We start from the raw sequence: 14527 nt of genomic DNA, 5'->3' as shown, positions 1-14527 counted from the left end.
GCATTCCTTTCAAAAAATACTATCTCTGGTTCCGATTGCCGAACTTCTTCGCCGCTTTCGCCGCCTTTGCCGTCGGACCGTGTGAGGAAATATATTTACCGCCCGCTGTAGAAATCGGACGCGGTGCGGAAACGCTGTACACGTTCGGGAGAATCTCACTCAGCTTCAGCTGATAATCCTTCACGTACTCGGCTTCTCCGTTCTTGTTCTTCCGCTTTGCCTTCTTTGCGGCCTTTTCTTCCTTCTTCTTGTTCTCTGCAATAACCTCTTCCACGGTCTTGCCGGTGCGCTTTGCTTCGTGGTACGGATTGAAAGCGACCTCTTCCTTCTCGTCCTTCTTATTTTTCTTTTCCTGCTGCTGGTTGGCATTTCGAATGGTCATCACGGTAATACCACCGAAGATCAGGAACATCATGCCCATGTTAATCATCATGTTCAGGCGCTGATTGAAAGTCGTGAAAGAAAGGGTGGTCTCCTTGCCCAGGCGGTCACCCTGATCGTCCATCAGATTCTCGGAAATTACCAATTTGTATTTCGCGTTGTTCTCAACCTTGAATTTCTTATTGTTGCTGTCACCCAGAACCAGCAGAAGACCCTTGTCCGCCTTGCTGCTCATCACCTTAATCGGAATTTCCTTGCCGTTCGGGTCCACAATCTTTACGCACTTCGCGTTGTTCTTCTGTGCCTTTTCGCCGGCCAGCTCCCGGTTGAAACGCAGCTTCACGCCGACGTTCTCAATGGAAGTATTGGTCTGTCCATCCTTCGGATAGGAATTCACCAATTTAAAATCGCTTTCATCCGCCGAAACGAATGCCATGCTCATTGTTACCAGCACCGCTGCCAGCAGTGCAATCAGGCCTTTTCTCTTCATCAATTGTTTCCTCCATCAGTATTGTCCGGCGATGTCATTCTCTGCCGGAAAAGTTTTCGCTTCCGTGCCTTCACCGCGCGCATGTTCCGAAAGAAATCCGACAGAATCTGTCCGCACTCCGCCTCCAGAATTCCCGTCTCCACCTCCATTCGGTGATTCAACCGTTCCTCCTGTACCACATTGAATACAGAGCCGCAAGCTCCGTTCTTCGGATCCATCGCACCAATCCACAAGCAATCCAACCGTGCCAAAACCATGGCGCCGGCGCACATGGCACAAGGCTCCAAGGTGACGTACAGCTCGCAGCCGGTCAGCCACTTGCTTCCCAGCACCCGCTCCGCCTCCCGAATGGCCAGCATCTCCGCATGCCCGGATGAATTTCGGTCGGTCTCTACATGGTTATATGCTTTTGCGATAATCTCTCCATCTCGCACCACAACCGCGCCCACCGGGACTTCTCCGATTTCCGCCGCCGCTTCCGCTTGATGCAGTGCCTCTCGCATATACATCTCATTTATATCCATAGCCGAATAATTTTATCATAGTCGGGGTTTCAATACAAGTTCTTTCGCAGATTATACCCCCCCATTTAAGAAAACTTTTGGTTAGTCGCATTTAACAATCTAGACAAATGTTTCGCCATTGCATATAATGGAGTAGGTAGATTTTGTTAAGATAAAGGAGGGTTATCCCAATGGCTACATTAGATGTAAATGTTGAAGTAAGTGCTCGCCACGTGCACCTGTCCCAGGAGGACATCGAGAAACTGTTTGGTGCAGGTTATGAGCTGAAGGTTAAGAAGGAAATCGCAGGCGGTTTCGTTGCAGAAGAAAGACTGACCATCACCGGACCGAAGAGATCCATGGAGAGAGTTGCAATTCTGGGACCGGCTAGAAAAGGCACTCAGATTGAGCTGGCTGCTACAGACGCTCGTTCCCTGGGCGTAGATGCTCCGATCAGACTGTCCGGAGATCTGGCAGGCACACCGGGAATCAAGCTGACTGCTGAGAACGGAAACTCCGTTGAGACCGAAGCAGGCTGCATCGTTGCTCAGAGACACGTTCACCTCTCCGAGGAAGACGCTGCTAAGCTGGGCGTTGAGCAGAACCAGAACGTTGATCTGAAGATCGATACCGGCAAGAAGAGAGCTCTGGTATTCGGCGACGTTATCGTAAGAATCGGCGGACCGGTTTCCGTTGTTCATCTGGACACAGACGAAGGCAACGCTGCATGCACCGGCAGAGCTTGCGTTGGTACCGTTATCGCTGAATAATTTCGGCACGAACGAATTTTTGTAAAAAAAGAACGAGAGGGAATCGGTAAAGCCGTTTTCCTCTCGTTTTGTATTGCATAGATTTCCGGTTCGTTTCAATGTATCATCCCGACACTACGCCAGCTGATGGAAGTTTTCCCGCAGGTAGTCCACGAACGCCTTCATCACCGAGTTCATCCACTTGTTCTTCAGGCGAATCAGTTGGGTCCACATCTGCATCTCCAGCTTTTCCGTATCGATAATGGCCAATGCGCCGTGATTGATTGGATCGTCCGCCAAGAATTTCGGCAGAAAGGACACGCCCTTCCCCTGGCAGATCATGTTGATAATAGCGGAGGTGGAGCCGATTTCCAGGCTCGGATGATAGCTGATACCCCGCTCGGCCAAAGCCTCTTCCATGTAGAGGCCGTAGCTGACTCCCCGGTCGGAAGTGATGAAGTTATCCCGAACCACCCGTTCCAACGGTACGTTCTTCATGGCAGCCAGCGGGTTGTCCGGATTCGTGACGAACACGATATCCTCTTTCCGCTCCACCACACTGACGAAGTCCGCAGAAATCAGTTTCCGCTCCAGGGTAAAGATGAAGTCCAAATCGTTCTGACGAAGAAGATCGAATGTGGAGGTCAGCATATCGGACGTCTTGATCACCACGTCAACCTTCGGATATTTCTCGTGAAAACCCGGGAGAATTCCCGGAAGAATTCCGGCCGAAAAGGACGAGCTGGCACCTATGCGAAGTGTGCCGGAAGGCTCATCGTCTTCCTTCATGAACGACGCCGCTTCTTCCACCGATTTCAGCAACCGCAGTGCATATGGCATGAACTTTTCGCCGGAATGGGTCAGCTTTACACTTCGACCGATTCGATCGAACAGCTGCGTGCCCAGCTCGTCTTCCAGCTGCTTGATCTGTACCGTAACCGCCGCCTGAGAGTACCCCAGCTGTGCCGCCGTCTTGGTAAAGCTCTGCATTTCCGTCGCTTTGACAAATGTTACTATATTACGAATTTCCATAAACGTTCTCCTTATACCTTTCAAAATTTATAATATCAAAAACAAACGCAAAATTCAATAGACCGTTGAAAATGTTGATATACTTGAATTTGAGAAGATATTCGATTTTCTGAATATCCCATTTGGTTTTCGTAAATCATTTATTATTTTTTATTGTTAGATTTATAACTATTAATTTTACAAAACATTCCCCGTATAGTATTATCATATTGTAATAAACAAACCTCTACAAAATAACCATATAAGAAAAAAACAGAAGTGACGCCGTTCTTATCGCTTCTGTTTTTCTTTTTTGATTTTATTCTCGCCCTCACGGAGATCTTTCGGTTGACTTCTTTTCGAATCACCTATATGATACATAATAGTATACGAAAGGTGGATTATTATGAAAAAACAATTTACTCATATCTTTACGCTTCTCACCATGGCACTGGTAATGGCTGCCGTACCGGTATGCTCTTTTGCGGCGACCGGCGGAAAGAGCCACGTAAGGGAAATTCTCTTTGCAGGCATCGCCATCGCCTTCGCAATTGATATGTGGCGAGAGTTCAAGAAAAGAAAATAACGGAAATCAAAAGGGAAAATGCACCATCATCGCATTCTCCCTTTTTTATTTCTATTTGTATTTCGTCTTAACCCGATTCAGATAAGAGGTCTTCGTTGTCGGCGCCTCCTCCATCCCCAGGAGCAGTGACAACACGTGGCGAATTTCTTTTCCGTTTCGAGCGTACTGTCCGGCACAGGAAGCGCAGAACGTGGTATTCCGAAGCCCGGAAGAAGTCAGCCCTTCGCCGAATTTTTTTGCCAGCTCCGGCTCCTCTGCCGATGCCATGCCCCCCAGACCGCAGCACTGTTCTGCCGCAGTCACTGCCGGCTCATATCCCAACAGTTTGCAAATGCCGTCGTACCATTCCCGATCGATTCGGTCCGGGCACGGAATCTGAATCTCGATATCCTTCGGCACGGAAATCTCCGGGACCAACTCCGGAAGCACCTCGTAGATGGATCTCACCCGTTGAGGAATTCGTTCCTTTAAGAAATAGTAACAGTTCGGGCAGGTGGTAATCACCTCGCCGATGTCCCGGCTCTCCAGTTCCCGGCTGATTCGGTTCACGATTCGCTCCTCGTCCCGGTAGAGTCCCAGCTCCGCAATGGGCTTTCCGCAGCAGTCGTACACCGTTCCGATGCCCTTGGCCTTGCACAGGTCCGCGATTTTCCGGTTGGTCTTCGGAAACATCGAAGGGAAGTTGCAGCCCGGGAACAGCACCCGCCCCGCCGTGGCATTTCGGTAATTCCGGAATTTGTAATCCTTCTTTTCCTTGAGCACGAAGGAATAGGGTTTCTCCTCCAGCTTTCCGTCCCGCACCTGCATCCGCCGCAGATTCTGAAACAGCTGCCTGCCGGAAATTCCCGCCGGGCACACCCGGTCGCAGTTACCGCAGAGAAAGCACCCGTAAACATGTTCTTGTAATTTCGTCACATCTCCCAGATCCATCTCGTACTTGTCCAGGAATGCGCAGTTCTCCCGGCATTTTCCGCAGTGCACGCAGGCATCCGCTATGTTCTGCAGGGATTCCAACGAGCAAGTCTCGTCCCATTTTTCGAATTTACTCATCGGAGGCCTCCTCTTCCGGCACGTATTTCTTCCGCAGGGTTTTGCTCAGCACCATCACCGCCACCACAATGGCCGCGGTCAGACCGATATACAGCAACTTGTTGGACGCACCGGTGAGGGCGTAAGTTCCCACGGTGTACATGGCCACCCCCGGGATCATGAACACGAAGGTGCCCAGGGAATACTTGCCCAGACTGATATCCGTAATCCCGTAAGCGAAATTCTGCAGGTTGTACGGAAACAGCGGCACCAGCCGGGTGATCATCAGCACCATCATCTCATTTTTGGTGCTCTTATCGAAGAGCAATCGGTTGATGTAGCGATTCTTTACAATTTGATCCCGCAGGCTGTCCTGCAAAAAGAACCGCCCTACCAGGAAGGCGGCAATCGCCCCCAAGGTGGCCGACAGGACGCAGAGCAGCGTGCCCCACCAGGGACCGAAAATCGCCCCGGCGATGATGGCAAAGGTCACTCCCGGCACCGCCAGCACCACGCTGGCAATCACCATCACCACGATGTAGATTAGGGCTGCCTGCAGAAAATTGGTCTTCACCATCTGCTGCAGGTTTCCGTACCAGTCATCCCCGGAAAAGATATCCGACCACCCGTAGTAATGATTCAGCGCCACAATCAGCAATACGATTAGAACGAAGGCAATGAGCTTGATCGCTCCCTTTTTCTTCTTATTTGTTGTCTCCACACCTTTCTCCTGTTTTTAATGTTACATATCCTCCGGCATCCATTGGAAGTTATCCTTTCCGGCGCCGATTTCAAAATGGCATTTCACGATGCCCAGGTCCACCTTGGTGAAAGGACCCTTTCCCGCTTCCACGGAAACCACGTTTCCGAACCGCTCGAAATAAAAGCTCTGCCGGTTCATGGCCGTGGGTGCCATCATGGCCGCCAGCACGCCGTTCTTGTACCATTCCGGAACGCTGAGGCTCACCTCCGTGCCGTCGCTCACGTCGCACATGGACTTGCTCTTCCGGCTCTTCCCCTGGTTGGCGCCGTAGCCGATGGCGATGGCCGCCACCACTTTCTCCCCCGGTGCCAAGTTGTAGCATTCCGGTTTTTTCTTGAAGGTGGAACCCACCCAGCAGGTATTCAGTCCCAGCTGCTGGGCCAATAAAACCACTTTTTCGCCGTAATAGCCGCACCGTTCTTCCAGAGTATCGTCTTTCTCCCCCGCCAGAATGATGTAATTCTCCACGCCGCGAAACCGCATGGCTTTGGACCGGAGTCCGGAGAAGGCCTCCGGCTCGTGCAGCACCAGATGCATGTGCAGACCCCCTACCTGATTGCAGGCCCGCATGGCGGCCAGCAGGCGTTCCACGATTTCCTCCGGAATTTCTTTTTCCAGATATTGACGGACGGAATGCCTCCGCTGTATCGCTTCAATGATGTTCATCGCTAACTCCTTTTACAGAAACGCTCAGCCGATTAGTACTTCTTTACAATAAACGGATGATCTTCTCCCTTCAGGTAGGCCTGAATTCCCAGAATGGAATTCTCCACCATGTTGGCTACCGCTTCCTCCGTGTAGAAGGCGGTGTGCGGGGAGAAGAAGACGTTGTAGAAACTGCGGAGGATGGCCATCTCCGGATTGTCGATGATGGTGCCGGACAGATCCTTGTAATAGATGCCCAGTTCCTTTTCGATGACATCCAGGGCGGCAAAGCCGATCTTGCCGTTGGACAGGTTGCGAATCATGGCCTCCGTGTCCACCAGCTGGCCCCGAGCGCAGTTTACCAGGATAACCCCGTCCTTCATTTTCGAGAAGGCGGTTTCATCGATCATGTGGTAGTTGTCCTCCAGCGCCGGTGCGTGGAGGGTGATGATGTCGCTTTCGGCGTACAGGGTATCCAGGTCCACGTACTCCGCATGCTGCCGAACCGCATCCTTTGGAAAGATATCGTAGGCCAGAATTCGGCATCCGAATCCGGACAGGTGCTCGATGACCGTCTGACCGATTCGGCCGGTGCCGATGACGCCCACGGTGCTCTTGGAGATTTCCCGGCCCAGTTTACCCTTCAGGGTGTAATCCTGTACGTTGGCCTTATCCATGATGTACCGCAGCTTCCGGCAGGCGATGAGCATCAGCATGATGGTGTAATCCGCCACGGAGGCCGGGTCATAGGTGACGTTGGTGACTCCCATCCCCACCTCAAAGGCATGCTTCACGTCGATGTGATCGTATCCGATGGTGCGGGTGGAGATGACCTTTACGCCGTTCTCCTTCATGGCATCGATCATCTCCGCCGGGGTCGGAGTGGTGATGATGGAAATGGCATCGTAGCCTTTCGCCAGATGGTAGTTCTCCGGTCCCGGGGACTGGGTGGTGTAGCCGAATTCCACACCGTACTGTTTCGAAAATTTTTCAAAGAAAGGGAGTTCGTCGAACTCTCTCAGGGTATATACAAAGATTTTCACTTTTTTGCCTTCCTTTCCGGTCGTTTTTGCATTACGTTAAACTATTTTTATTATATCTCAATCCTCTTACCCTTGCAATCCGGCGCCCTTGGGATTACAATAGAGCGTACGTGTTTTCGGCGGAGATCGCCTCTGCCGGAAGACATTCCCATCAAGCAGTTCGGGTCCGATATCCTGCTTGTAAAATATCAAAACCAAAGGAGTACTATTATGAAAAAATGGATCAAAGGGGAACTGGAGGATTACCGAATCCTTCTTCGCAACGTTCCCAGTCTCGTAACATCTCTTTTCGTGGTCAGCGTCATCATGATGAACCTTCTGGCCAACAAGGAGCTGTTTTCGTTTAAGTATCTGGCACTGGACTGCGGTTTCGCACTGAGCTGGGTATCTTTCTTGTGCATGGATATGCTGTGCAAGCGCTTCGGCGGAAAGGCGGCGGCGAAAATCGCCATTCTGGCTCTGGTGATCAACCTGGGTGCCAGCTTGATTTTCAAGGCGCTGACCATGACGCCGGGCATGTGGGGGGAATACTATTCCACCGGCAGCATGCAGGTGAACGACGCGCTGAACGCCACCATCGGCGGGGCCTGGTACGTGGTTCTGGGCAGCAGTCTGGCCATGTTCCTGTCTTCCATCTGCAACGCCGGCATCAACTCATTCCTGGGCAAAAGGCTCCGGAACACGAGCTACCGGGATTTCGCCATCCGCTCTTTCACCTCCACGATAATCGCGCAGTTCATCGACAACCTCACCTTCGCGCTGGTGGTGTCCTACCACTTCTTCGGCTGGACCCCGGTGCAGGTGTTCTTCTGCTCCCTCACCGGCGCCGTAATGGAACTGCTGTGTGAAGTGGTGTTCAGCCCGCTCGGCTATCGGGTAAGCCTGCAGTGGGAAGCGGAAAAAGTAGGCGAACCGTACCTGCAGTATTGCCGGAAAACGGCGCAGTTCGCGTAAATTGTTTTTAGGAGAATGTGATAAAAGGAGTTTGCCATGGACATTCTGATTACCGGCACGTCCGACGGTATCGGTCGGGCCACGGCGGAATATTTTCTGGAGCGGGGTCACTCGGTGGTGGGTTTCGACCGGAAGCCCCCTGCCCTCGCACATCCCAATTATCGCCATGAGATTCTGGATATCTGCGATGCGGATGCCTATCCGGAGGATGTGCAGCCGGAAATTCTCATCAACAATGCGGGCGTTCAGGACAGCGGACGGGATATCGAAATCAACCTGATGGGGACGATTCGAATTACGGAAAAATATGCCATCGCCAACCCGCGGATTCGGGCGGTGGTGATGGTGGGATCCGCCAGCGCTCATACAGGGTCGGAATTTCCGGAGTATGCGGCCAGCAAGGGTGGACTTCTCACCTATACGAAGAACGCAGCGCTTCGTCTGGCGCCTCGGGCGGTGTGCAACAGCATCGATCCCGGCGGGGTTCTGACGGATTTGAACCGACCGGTGATGGAGGATCCGGAGCTGTGGAATCAAATCATGGCGCTGACGCCGCTTCGACGCTGGGCGACGCCGGAGGAAATCGCGGAATGGATCTATTTCGTCGGGGTACGGAATCGCTTCATGACCGGGCAGAACCTGCTGATTGACGGCGGGGAAGCCGGAGACGCCCATTTTGTATGGAAGGACTAGAGTTTTTAACGCATGCTGAATAATCTGATTTTTTGTCTCAACGCGACGGTGCCCATCTTTTTTCTGATTCTTCTGGGGATGTTTCTCCGGAAAATTCAGCTGGTGGACGATGCTTTTACCGCGCGGCTCAACACGCTGGTGTTCCGGGTTTGCCTTCCGGCGCTGCTCTTTCACGACATGTACCGGACGGACTATCGGACAAACTGGAATACCGCTTACGTGGTGTACTGCGCCTTGGCCACGCTGGCCAGCATCCTGATCTGCACCGGAGTTTCCTATCTTCTGAAGGATCGGAGCATCCAAGGGGAGTTCATTCAGACGTCCTACCGTAGCAGCGCTACCATTCTTGGCATTGCGGTGGTCCAAAATCTGTATCACAACGTGGGAATGGCGCCTTTGATGGTCATCGGTGCCGTGCCCATCTACAACATCGCGGCGGTGATCATCCTGGAGATGTACCGGCCGGACCGGGGGAAAATGGACGCGATGCTCCTCCGCAAAACCCTTCACGGGATTCTCACCAATCCTATCATTTTATCCATTCTCTTGGGTTTTGCATGGTCTCTCCTGTGCCTACCGCTTCCGACCATCGGCGATACCACCGTGGACTACGTGGGTCGCTGCGCTACCCCGCTGGGAATCATCGCCATGGGTGCTTCCTTTCAGTGGGAGAAAGCCCGGCAGTCTGCCGTTCCCGCGCTGGTCAGTACTTTTATCAAGCTGTTCGGTCTGTGTGCCCTGTTCCTGCCATTAGGAGTTCATCTGGGGTTCCGGAATGACCTGCTGGTGGCGGCACTGGTGATGTGCGGTTCGTCCACCACCATCAGCTGCTTTGTCATGGCAAAGGGCATGGGGCACAAAGGAGACCTTACCATCAGCACGGTGATGCTCACCACCCTGCTTTCCGCCTTTTCTCTCACCTTCTGGCTGTTCATCCTGAAGAGTCACGGGTGGATCTAAGTTTCGAAAAATTAACGCTACATCTTCCGGGGATATAAATGAAAAAAGAACTGCAATCCTTATCCTTACGCTGATCACGATATTCTGCTTCGTGCCGATGTCCGCATCTGCCGCGGAGTCCAACGTCATCCGCGTATCGAACCAAAAGGAATTCGAGGAAGCGATTGCTCGGGTCAACAAGGATTCCGACAGCGAATATACCATCGAGCTGACCGCCGATATTTCCGCAACGGCTTTTCCATCGACTCGTCCCGCAAAGCGACCATTCTGGGAAATGGCCATACACTGACAATGGGAGTGTACGGTTCCATCCAGGTGACCAAGGGGGCGGAATTGACATTGGGTTCGACGGACGGCAACGTCCTGAACATCCGCAGCGCAGAGGGTATGAACAACGATGCGCCGGACATGCTGAATATTGAGGGCACCTGCAATATGTACTCGGGTATGACCCTTTCGGGAAGAGAAGGAAACAACTATTTCGGCGGCGGTGTTTTTGCATCCGGTTATTATTATGCGTCTGCGGACGCGATTTGCGCCGCTACCCCTGCCGCAGGAGCTACGAAAAAGCCGGGACTGTATGTTAAAAACGCTCAAATATCGGACAACACCGCTGGTACATCGGACGGAATGGGTGGCGGCGTGCTGGTGTCCATGCTGAAATCGCCGGCAGCGGCTTCCATCGAAACCACGAACGTCAAAGAAAATAAGGCAGCGACCGGTGCCGGAATTGCATCTTACGGTTACTATACAAATATGAATATCAAGGGATGCACCGTCACAGAGAATACCGCGAACAAATTCTCGGTACACCGAGCAAGAGAAGGCGGCGCGCAAGGAATACACCGGCTATGCCAGCATTGACGGCTCCGGAGAGGTGGCTTTAATTGCCGCCGCAAATCCGTCTCTGGTACACATCAAATTCACCAATGAAGACGGATCCACGGTGTATAAAGAATCGTACTACCCGCTGGGCACCACCGCCAAAGATATCATCTTGCCGGACGCCACTAAAGCATCGGATGAGAAATACGATTATATTTTTAAAGGCTGGAGTCCGACCATCAAAGATGCCACGGAGGGTGCGGTGTACACCGCCGTGTTCGAGAAGGTATTTAAACAGTTTACGGTTCAATACGAATTCAAAAGTCTTACCGCCGACAAAGAACTGCCGGAAGAAGTGACGGCTTTGCTTCCGAAGGATCCCGCCGGCGACGGAAATGTGAAGTTCACCGGAACCTGGGAATTTACCCCAAAGGATCCGGACCCGCTTCCATCCACCGGCGGCATGGGAACGCACCTCTTCATCATTGTGGGCGCGGCCCGAGAGAGGCCGGCCGGCGACCGGTGGGCCACGCTGACCCAACGACGTGGTACCCCGCGACGAAGGATCAAGGCTTTGACGCGTGTGAAGCACCACGTCCACCCGAACGAAGACCCTTTCGGGTCCAACAACGTGGTGCCCCGCGACGAAAAATCAAGGCTTTGACGCGTGTGAAGCACCACGTTTACCCGAACGAAGACCCTTTCGGGTCCAACAACGTGGTGCCCCGCGACGAAAAATCAAAGACTTGCGAGGAGTCAGGCGCCAACAGGATCGGCCGGTTTTCCGAGGCGCGGTTTGCTCCCCCATCCCCGCTAGGTCTTATAGTTCCGTCTCGGGGAGCAAAATCTTCACACAAATCCCGCGCCGGCGCATAAAAAACATTCCCTTTATACAAAATCAGCGGTGCGCCAACAGGCATTTCACCTGTAGCACACCGCTGTTTTCAATCTTCTTTTTTCAGGTCTTCCCTTTTTTCTTCAGTGCGGCCGACCGCTTCTATGGCTCGGCAGCGCCTCCTGTTTTTCTAGAACGTGGCCACTTCCGGATCCGCCGGCGCACATGCTTTTACCGACTTGGCGTAAAGCACCGGGCCCTTCTCACCATAGGCTTCCTCGTATTCTACCCGGACTTTGGCGGTGATTTCCACCCAATCGCCGGTTTTGAAATCATCCGCATTGGCGTAAATGCACATCAATCCGGCGAACTGAATATCCTCCACGCAGCAGGTCATCACGTGACGGCCGAAGGCGAAACGTCCCTTCGTGCCCAGGTCCTCCGCCATGGCCACGCGGCCCTTCAGGGTCAGGGTTTTGCCCTCGTAATCGTCCTCGTTCTCGTTGATATCCCGGTACCACTCCGCGTAATCATCATCGGAAATGGTGATTTTAGACTGGGTCTTATCGAACGGCAGCGGGTCCTCGATATCATCCGGCTCCACATCGTACGGACCGTACTCGTAGAGAATTTGAGATCTCCGGTTCGCCACCCGCACCTCCTTGTGGAACGGCATTTTGTCAAACCCCTTGGTGCAGCGGTTGAACACCACCAGCTCCGCGGTCTGCATTTTGTCAAAGCACAGCTGACGCATGTTCTGGTTGTACATCAGGAACGTGGTGGCATCCACGAACAGCATCTCCTGCGCCACAATCCAGTTCGGCGGCAGGCTGGCAAACAGGGACTGGAGCATCCACATGCCGTTGTACTCCACCAAAATCCGGTCGAACCGATACTTGCTCTCCAGCTTCTGCAATGCCATACGCGTCAAATCCGCCTCGTCATCGATGTATTCCACGAAAACGTTTTCCGGACTTGCGAATGCGCTGATATCGTATTCCGCCTCGCCCTCTTCGCAGACCAACAACAACGTCGGCACCTCCGGATCGAAGTCCGGGCTGTTCAGTGTATCTTGAATAAAAGTAGTTTTGCCGCCGCCCAGGAATCCGGTAAAAAGATATACCGGCAGTTCTCGGGCTTGACGATCTTCCAATCTTACTGTCATAATTCTCCCCTGCTATTATAATCCGAACAACTCTTTGATGTGATCCTGTGCCAGACCCACACCGATGACGCAAATCATGCCGGTGGCTTCCGGCTCGCCCTCACGCACTTCCGGTTCGCCCGGAACGTAATCGAACTGGTACCACTTGCCGTCGGTACCTTCCAGGATACCCTTGGAACGGAGCACCTGTCCGCATTCCGCTTCGTTCTGGATGGCTTCCAGAGCAGATTCAATCTGCTCTCTGCTGTATTTGTGAGCAGTGGTAACACCGAATTCATCGAATACCTCGTCCGCATCGTGACCGTGGTGGTGGTGATGATGATGGTGGTGACCGCAGCCGCATTCATGGTCATGGTCGTGATGATGCTCGTGCTCTTCGTGGTCATGGTCGTGGTGATGTTCGTGATGGCCGCAGCAGCCGTGTTCTTCATGGTCGTGATCATGCTCCTCATGGTCATGGTGGTGCTCGCAGCCGCACTCGTGGTCATGGTCCTCATGGTCATGATCGTGATGATGGTGCTCCGCCTCGTGCTCTTCCTGTTCCCGATGTGCTTCTTCTCTCAGGTGATCCAGCTCCGCGGACAAAGTCTTCTTCTGTTCCATGGTTTCCAGGATCTTCTTGCCGCTGATTTCCTTCCAATCCGTGGTCACGATGGATGCCTCGGTATTGTGTTCTCTCAGCAGACCGATGACCTGATCGATTTTCTCCTGGCTCAATCCCTGCACGTGGCTCAGGATAATGGAGCTGGCGTGTTCCACCTGGTTCACGTAGAATTCGCCGAAGTTCTTCAGATACATCTTCGCCTTCTTGGCATCCACCACGGTGGTAAAGCCGTTCAGCTGAATCTCCTCATTCTCCAGATCCTGCACGGCGATGATAACGTCGGACAGTTTGCCCACGCCGGACGGTTCGATGAGAATCCGATCCGGATGGTACTGCTCGATGACCTCGTTCAGTGCCTTTCCGAAATCCCCTACCAGGGTGCAGCAAATGCATCCGGCATTCATCTGGTTAATCTGAATCCCGGTATTCTTCAGGAATCCCTTGTCTACACCGATTTCTCCGAATTCGTTCTCGATCAGAACGATTTTCTCGTCCCCATAAGCTTCCTCAATCAGCTTCCGAATCAGCGTCGTCTTTCCGGCTCCCAGGAATCCGGAAAAAATATCTACTTTCGTCATTTCTATCCCTTCTTTCTTGTATATCTTACCCTTGCGGGTTTTGGTTCAACGTATTTAATTTTAACAGAGTCCTAGCACTCATTCAAGGAAGTGGATGGGAATTCCTGTGTTTTTTGCTTCACACATTCCGAGCCGGCGGTTCGCGCTCGGAAACCGAATTCATTGGCTTTGTCGGCCGGCGGGCGCGAACCGAACCTGAGTCCGGGCTGCTTTTCCGCCTCTTCCAGTTCCAGGGTTCGCGCTCGGAAACCGAATTCATTGGCTTTGCCGACCGGCAGGCGCGAACCGAACCTGAGTCCGGGCTGCTTTTCCGCTTCCTTCCGTTCCAGGGTTCGCGCTCGAAAACCGAATTTATTGGCTTTGCCGGCTGGCAGGCGCGAACCGAACCTGAGTCCGGGCTGCTTTTCCGCTTCCTTCCGTTCCAGGGTTCGCGCTCGAAAACCGAATTTATTGGCTTTGCCGGCTGGCAGGCGCGAACCGAAAAGGCTGCGCGCCGGGGGAACGGCGCCCCTGTTGGCGTGGCCTGACGAAGGCGCAAGGGCTTGCGGGGAGCAAGGCGCCAACCGGAAAGGCCGCGCGCCGGGGAAACGGCGCCTCTGTTGGCGTGGCCCGACGAAGGCGCAAGGGCTTGCGGGAAGCAAGGCGCCAACATGGAAGCCCGCGCGCCGGGGAAACGGTGCCTCTGTTGGCGTGTCCCGACGAAGGCGCAAGGG

Annotated in this window: 18 protein-coding genes; 9 read left to right on the top strand and 9 right to left on the bottom strand. The window is 53.1% G+C overall.

What is annotated here, in order from left to right; all coding sequences use genetic code 11:
- Positions 1-19: 19 nt before the first annotated feature.
- The gene (locus FYJ65_RS03210) at positions 20-871 is read right to left on the bottom strand and encodes an Ig-like domain-containing protein (protein WP_154553910.1); all 852 of its coding nucleotides are present in this window, start codon (positions 869-871) and stop codon (positions 20-22) included.
- Positions 871-1395 carry a tRNA adenosine(34) deaminase TadA gene (gene tadA, locus FYJ65_RS03205; RefSeq protein WP_154553909.1) on the bottom strand — a complete coding sequence of 175 codons (525 nt, stop codon included), beginning with the start codon at positions 1393-1395 and terminating at the stop codon, positions 871-873. Before tadA ends, FYJ65_RS03210 begins: the two co-directional genes overlap by 1 nt.
- Positions 1396-1565: 170 nt before the next feature.
- Here tadA and pduL point away from each other — a divergent pair, with 170 nt between their 5' ends.
- Positions 1566-2144 carry a phosphate propanoyltransferase gene (gene pduL / locus FYJ65_RS03200; RefSeq protein WP_154553908.1) on the top strand — a complete coding sequence of 193 codons (579 nt, stop codon included), beginning with the start codon at positions 1566-1568 and terminating at the stop codon, positions 2142-2144.
- A 114-nt stretch (positions 2145-2258) separates the two neighbouring features.
- Here the strand turns inward: pduL and FYJ65_RS03195 are convergent, their stop codons facing one another.
- Positions 2259-3155: a LysR family transcriptional regulator gene (locus FYJ65_RS03195; protein WP_154553907.1), complete on the bottom strand. Its 897-nt coding sequence runs from the start codon at positions 3153-3155 to the stop codon at positions 2259-2261.
- Between the two features lie 385 nt (positions 3156-3540).
- Between FYJ65_RS03195 and FYJ65_RS03190 the strand changes: the two genes are divergently transcribed.
- The gene (locus FYJ65_RS03190) at positions 3541-3720 is read left to right on the top strand and encodes a hypothetical protein (protein WP_154553906.1); all 180 of its coding nucleotides are present in this window, start codon (positions 3541-3543) and stop codon (positions 3718-3720) included.
- A 51-nt stretch (positions 3721-3771) separates the two neighbouring features.
- Here the strand turns inward: FYJ65_RS03190 and FYJ65_RS03185 are convergent, their stop codons facing one another.
- The 4 genes from FYJ65_RS03185 to FYJ65_RS03170 are packed head-to-tail and all read right to left on the bottom strand — an operon-like array spanning position 3772 to position 7200.
- The gene (locus FYJ65_RS03185; protein WP_154553905.1) at positions 3772-4770 is read right to left on the bottom strand and encodes a (Fe-S)-binding protein; all 999 of its coding nucleotides are present in this window, start codon (positions 4768-4770) and stop codon (positions 3772-3774) included.
- Positions 4763-5470 (bottom strand): TVP38/TMEM64 family protein, encoded by a 708-nt coding sequence (locus FYJ65_RS03180; RefSeq protein WP_288796312.1) that lies wholly within the window; start codon positions 5468-5470, stop codon positions 4763-4765. The genes FYJ65_RS03185 and FYJ65_RS03180 overlap by 8 nt, the downstream gene beginning before the upstream one ends.
- A gap of 21 nt (positions 5471-5491) precedes the next feature.
- The gene (locus FYJ65_RS03175; RefSeq protein WP_154553904.1) at positions 5492-6178 is read right to left on the bottom strand and encodes a nitroreductase family protein; all 687 of its coding nucleotides are present in this window, start codon (positions 6176-6178) and stop codon (positions 5492-5494) included.
- Between the two features lie 32 nt (positions 6179-6210).
- A complete protein-coding gene (locus FYJ65_RS03170; protein ID WP_287795294.1) occupies positions 6211-7200 on the bottom strand; it encodes a D-isomer specific 2-hydroxyacid dehydrogenase family protein in 990 nt (329 codons plus the stop codon).
- A 210-nt stretch (positions 7201-7410) separates the two neighbouring features.
- On the opposite strand from FYJ65_RS03170, the gene FYJ65_RS03165 reads away from it, so the two are divergent.
- The 6 genes from FYJ65_RS03165 (at position 7411) to FYJ65_RS03140 (ending at position 11296) form a co-directional block, all read left to right on the top strand.
- Positions 7411-8154, top strand: coding sequence for a VUT family protein (locus FYJ65_RS03165; protein ID WP_154553903.1), 744 nt, complete (start codon positions 7411-7413; stop codon positions 8152-8154).
- A gap of 36 nt (positions 8155-8190) precedes the next feature.
- On the top strand, positions 8191-8847 hold the full coding sequence (locus FYJ65_RS03160) for an SDR family NAD(P)-dependent oxidoreductase (protein WP_154553902.1): 657 nt from the start codon (positions 8191-8193) through the stop codon (positions 8845-8847).
- 12 nt (positions 8848-8859) lie between these two features.
- Complete coding sequence (locus FYJ65_RS03155; RefSeq protein ID WP_328603035.1) at positions 8860-9807, top strand: AEC family transporter; 948 nt, start codon at positions 8860-8862, stop codon at positions 9805-9807.
- Positions 9808-9904: 97 nt separating this feature from the next.
- Positions 9905-10096, top strand: a complete 192-nt coding sequence (locus FYJ65_RS03150) for a hypothetical protein (RefSeq protein ID WP_154553901.1) — start codon at positions 9905-9907, stop codon at positions 10094-10096.
- Between the two features lie 2 nt (positions 10097-10098).
- A complete protein-coding gene (locus FYJ65_RS03145) occupies positions 10099-10671 on the top strand; it encodes a hypothetical protein (protein WP_154553900.1) in 573 nt (190 codons plus the stop codon).
- A 13-nt stretch (positions 10672-10684) separates the two neighbouring features.
- Positions 10685-11296 carry an SHIRT domain-containing protein gene (locus FYJ65_RS03140; RefSeq protein ID WP_154553899.1) on the top strand — a complete coding sequence of 204 codons (612 nt, stop codon included), beginning with the start codon at positions 10685-10687 and terminating at the stop codon, positions 11294-11296.
- Between the two features lie 361 nt (positions 11297-11657).
- Here FYJ65_RS03140 and FYJ65_RS03135 read toward each other — a convergent pair whose 3' ends face one another.
- A complete protein-coding gene (locus tag FYJ65_RS03135; RefSeq protein ID WP_154553898.1) occupies positions 11658-12632 on the bottom strand; it encodes a TIGR03943 family putative permease subunit in 975 nt (324 codons plus the stop codon).
- 15 nt (positions 12633-12647) lie between these two features.
- The gene (locus FYJ65_RS03130; RefSeq protein WP_154553897.1) at positions 12648-13814 is read right to left on the bottom strand and encodes a CobW family GTP-binding protein; all 1167 of its coding nucleotides are present in this window, start codon (positions 13812-13814) and stop codon (positions 12648-12650) included.
- A 113-nt stretch (positions 13815-13927) separates the two neighbouring features.
- Between FYJ65_RS03130 and FYJ65_RS03125 the strand changes: the two genes are divergently transcribed.
- Positions 13928-14341, top strand: coding sequence for a hypothetical protein (locus FYJ65_RS03125; protein ID WP_154553896.1), 414 nt, complete (start codon positions 13928-13930; stop codon positions 14339-14341).
- The last annotated feature ends 186 nt before the right edge of the window (positions 14342-14527 follow it).

It is taken from the genome of Mogibacterium kristiansenii, from assembly GCF_009695905.1.
Taxonomy (GTDB): Bacteria; Bacillota; Clostridia; order Peptostreptococcales; family Anaerovoracaceae; genus Mogibacterium_A; species Mogibacterium_A kristiansenii.
The sequence above is the reverse complement of the archived record's forward strand: the minus strand, read 5'-3'. Positions and strand labels throughout refer to the sequence as shown.

Excerpts from the sequence above, each read along its gene's own strand:
- FYJ65_RS03175 (WP_154553904.1), bottom strand. The coding sequence starts at position 6,178 with ATGAACATCATTGAAGCGATACAGCGGAGGCATTCCGTCCGTCAATAT.
- tadA (WP_154553909.1), bottom strand. The coding sequence starts at position 1,395 with ATGGATATAAATGAGATGTATATGCGAGAGGCACTGCATCAAGCGGAA.
- FYJ65_RS03135 (WP_154553898.1), bottom strand. The coding sequence starts at position 12,632 with ATGACAGTAAGATTGGAAGATCGTCAAGCCCGAGAACTGCCGGTATAT.
- FYJ65_RS03145 (WP_154553900.1), top strand. The coding sequence starts at position 10,099 with ATGGGAGTGTACGGTTCCATCCAGGTGACCAAGGGGGCGGAATTGACA.
- FYJ65_RS03130 (WP_154553897.1), bottom strand. The coding sequence starts at position 13,814 with ATGACGAAAGTAGATATTTTTTCCGGATTCCTGGGAGCCGGAAAGACG.
- FYJ65_RS03165 (WP_154553903.1), top strand. The coding sequence starts at position 7,411 with ATGAAAAAATGGATCAAAGGGGAACTGGAGGATTACCGAATCCTTCTT.
- FYJ65_RS03150 (WP_154553901.1), top strand. The coding sequence starts at position 9,905 with ATGTCCGCATCTGCCGCGGAGTCCAACGTCATCCGCGTATCGAACCAA.
- pduL (WP_154553908.1), top strand. The coding sequence starts at position 1,566 with ATGGCTACATTAGATGTAAATGTTGAAGTAAGTGCTCGCCACGTGCAC.
- FYJ65_RS03160 (WP_154553902.1), top strand. The coding sequence starts at position 8,191 with ATGGACATTCTGATTACCGGCACGTCCGACGGTATCGGTCGGGCCACG.
- FYJ65_RS03155 (WP_328603035.1), top strand. The coding sequence starts at position 8,860 with ATGCTGAATAATCTGATTTTTTGTCTCAACGCGACGGTGCCCATCTTT.
- FYJ65_RS03195 (WP_154553907.1), bottom strand. The coding sequence starts at position 3,155 with ATGGAAATTCGTAATATAGTAACATTTGTCAAAGCGACGGAAATGCAG.
- FYJ65_RS03185 (WP_154553905.1), bottom strand. The coding sequence starts at position 4,770 with ATGAGTAAATTCGAAAAATGGGACGAGACTTGCTCGTTGGAATCCCTG.
- FYJ65_RS03190 (WP_154553906.1), top strand. The coding sequence starts at position 3,541 with ATGAAAAAACAATTTACTCATATCTTTACGCTTCTCACCATGGCACTG.
- FYJ65_RS03210 (WP_154553910.1), bottom strand. The coding sequence starts at position 871 with ATGAAGAGAAAAGGCCTGATTGCACTGCTGGCAGCGGTGCTGGTAACA.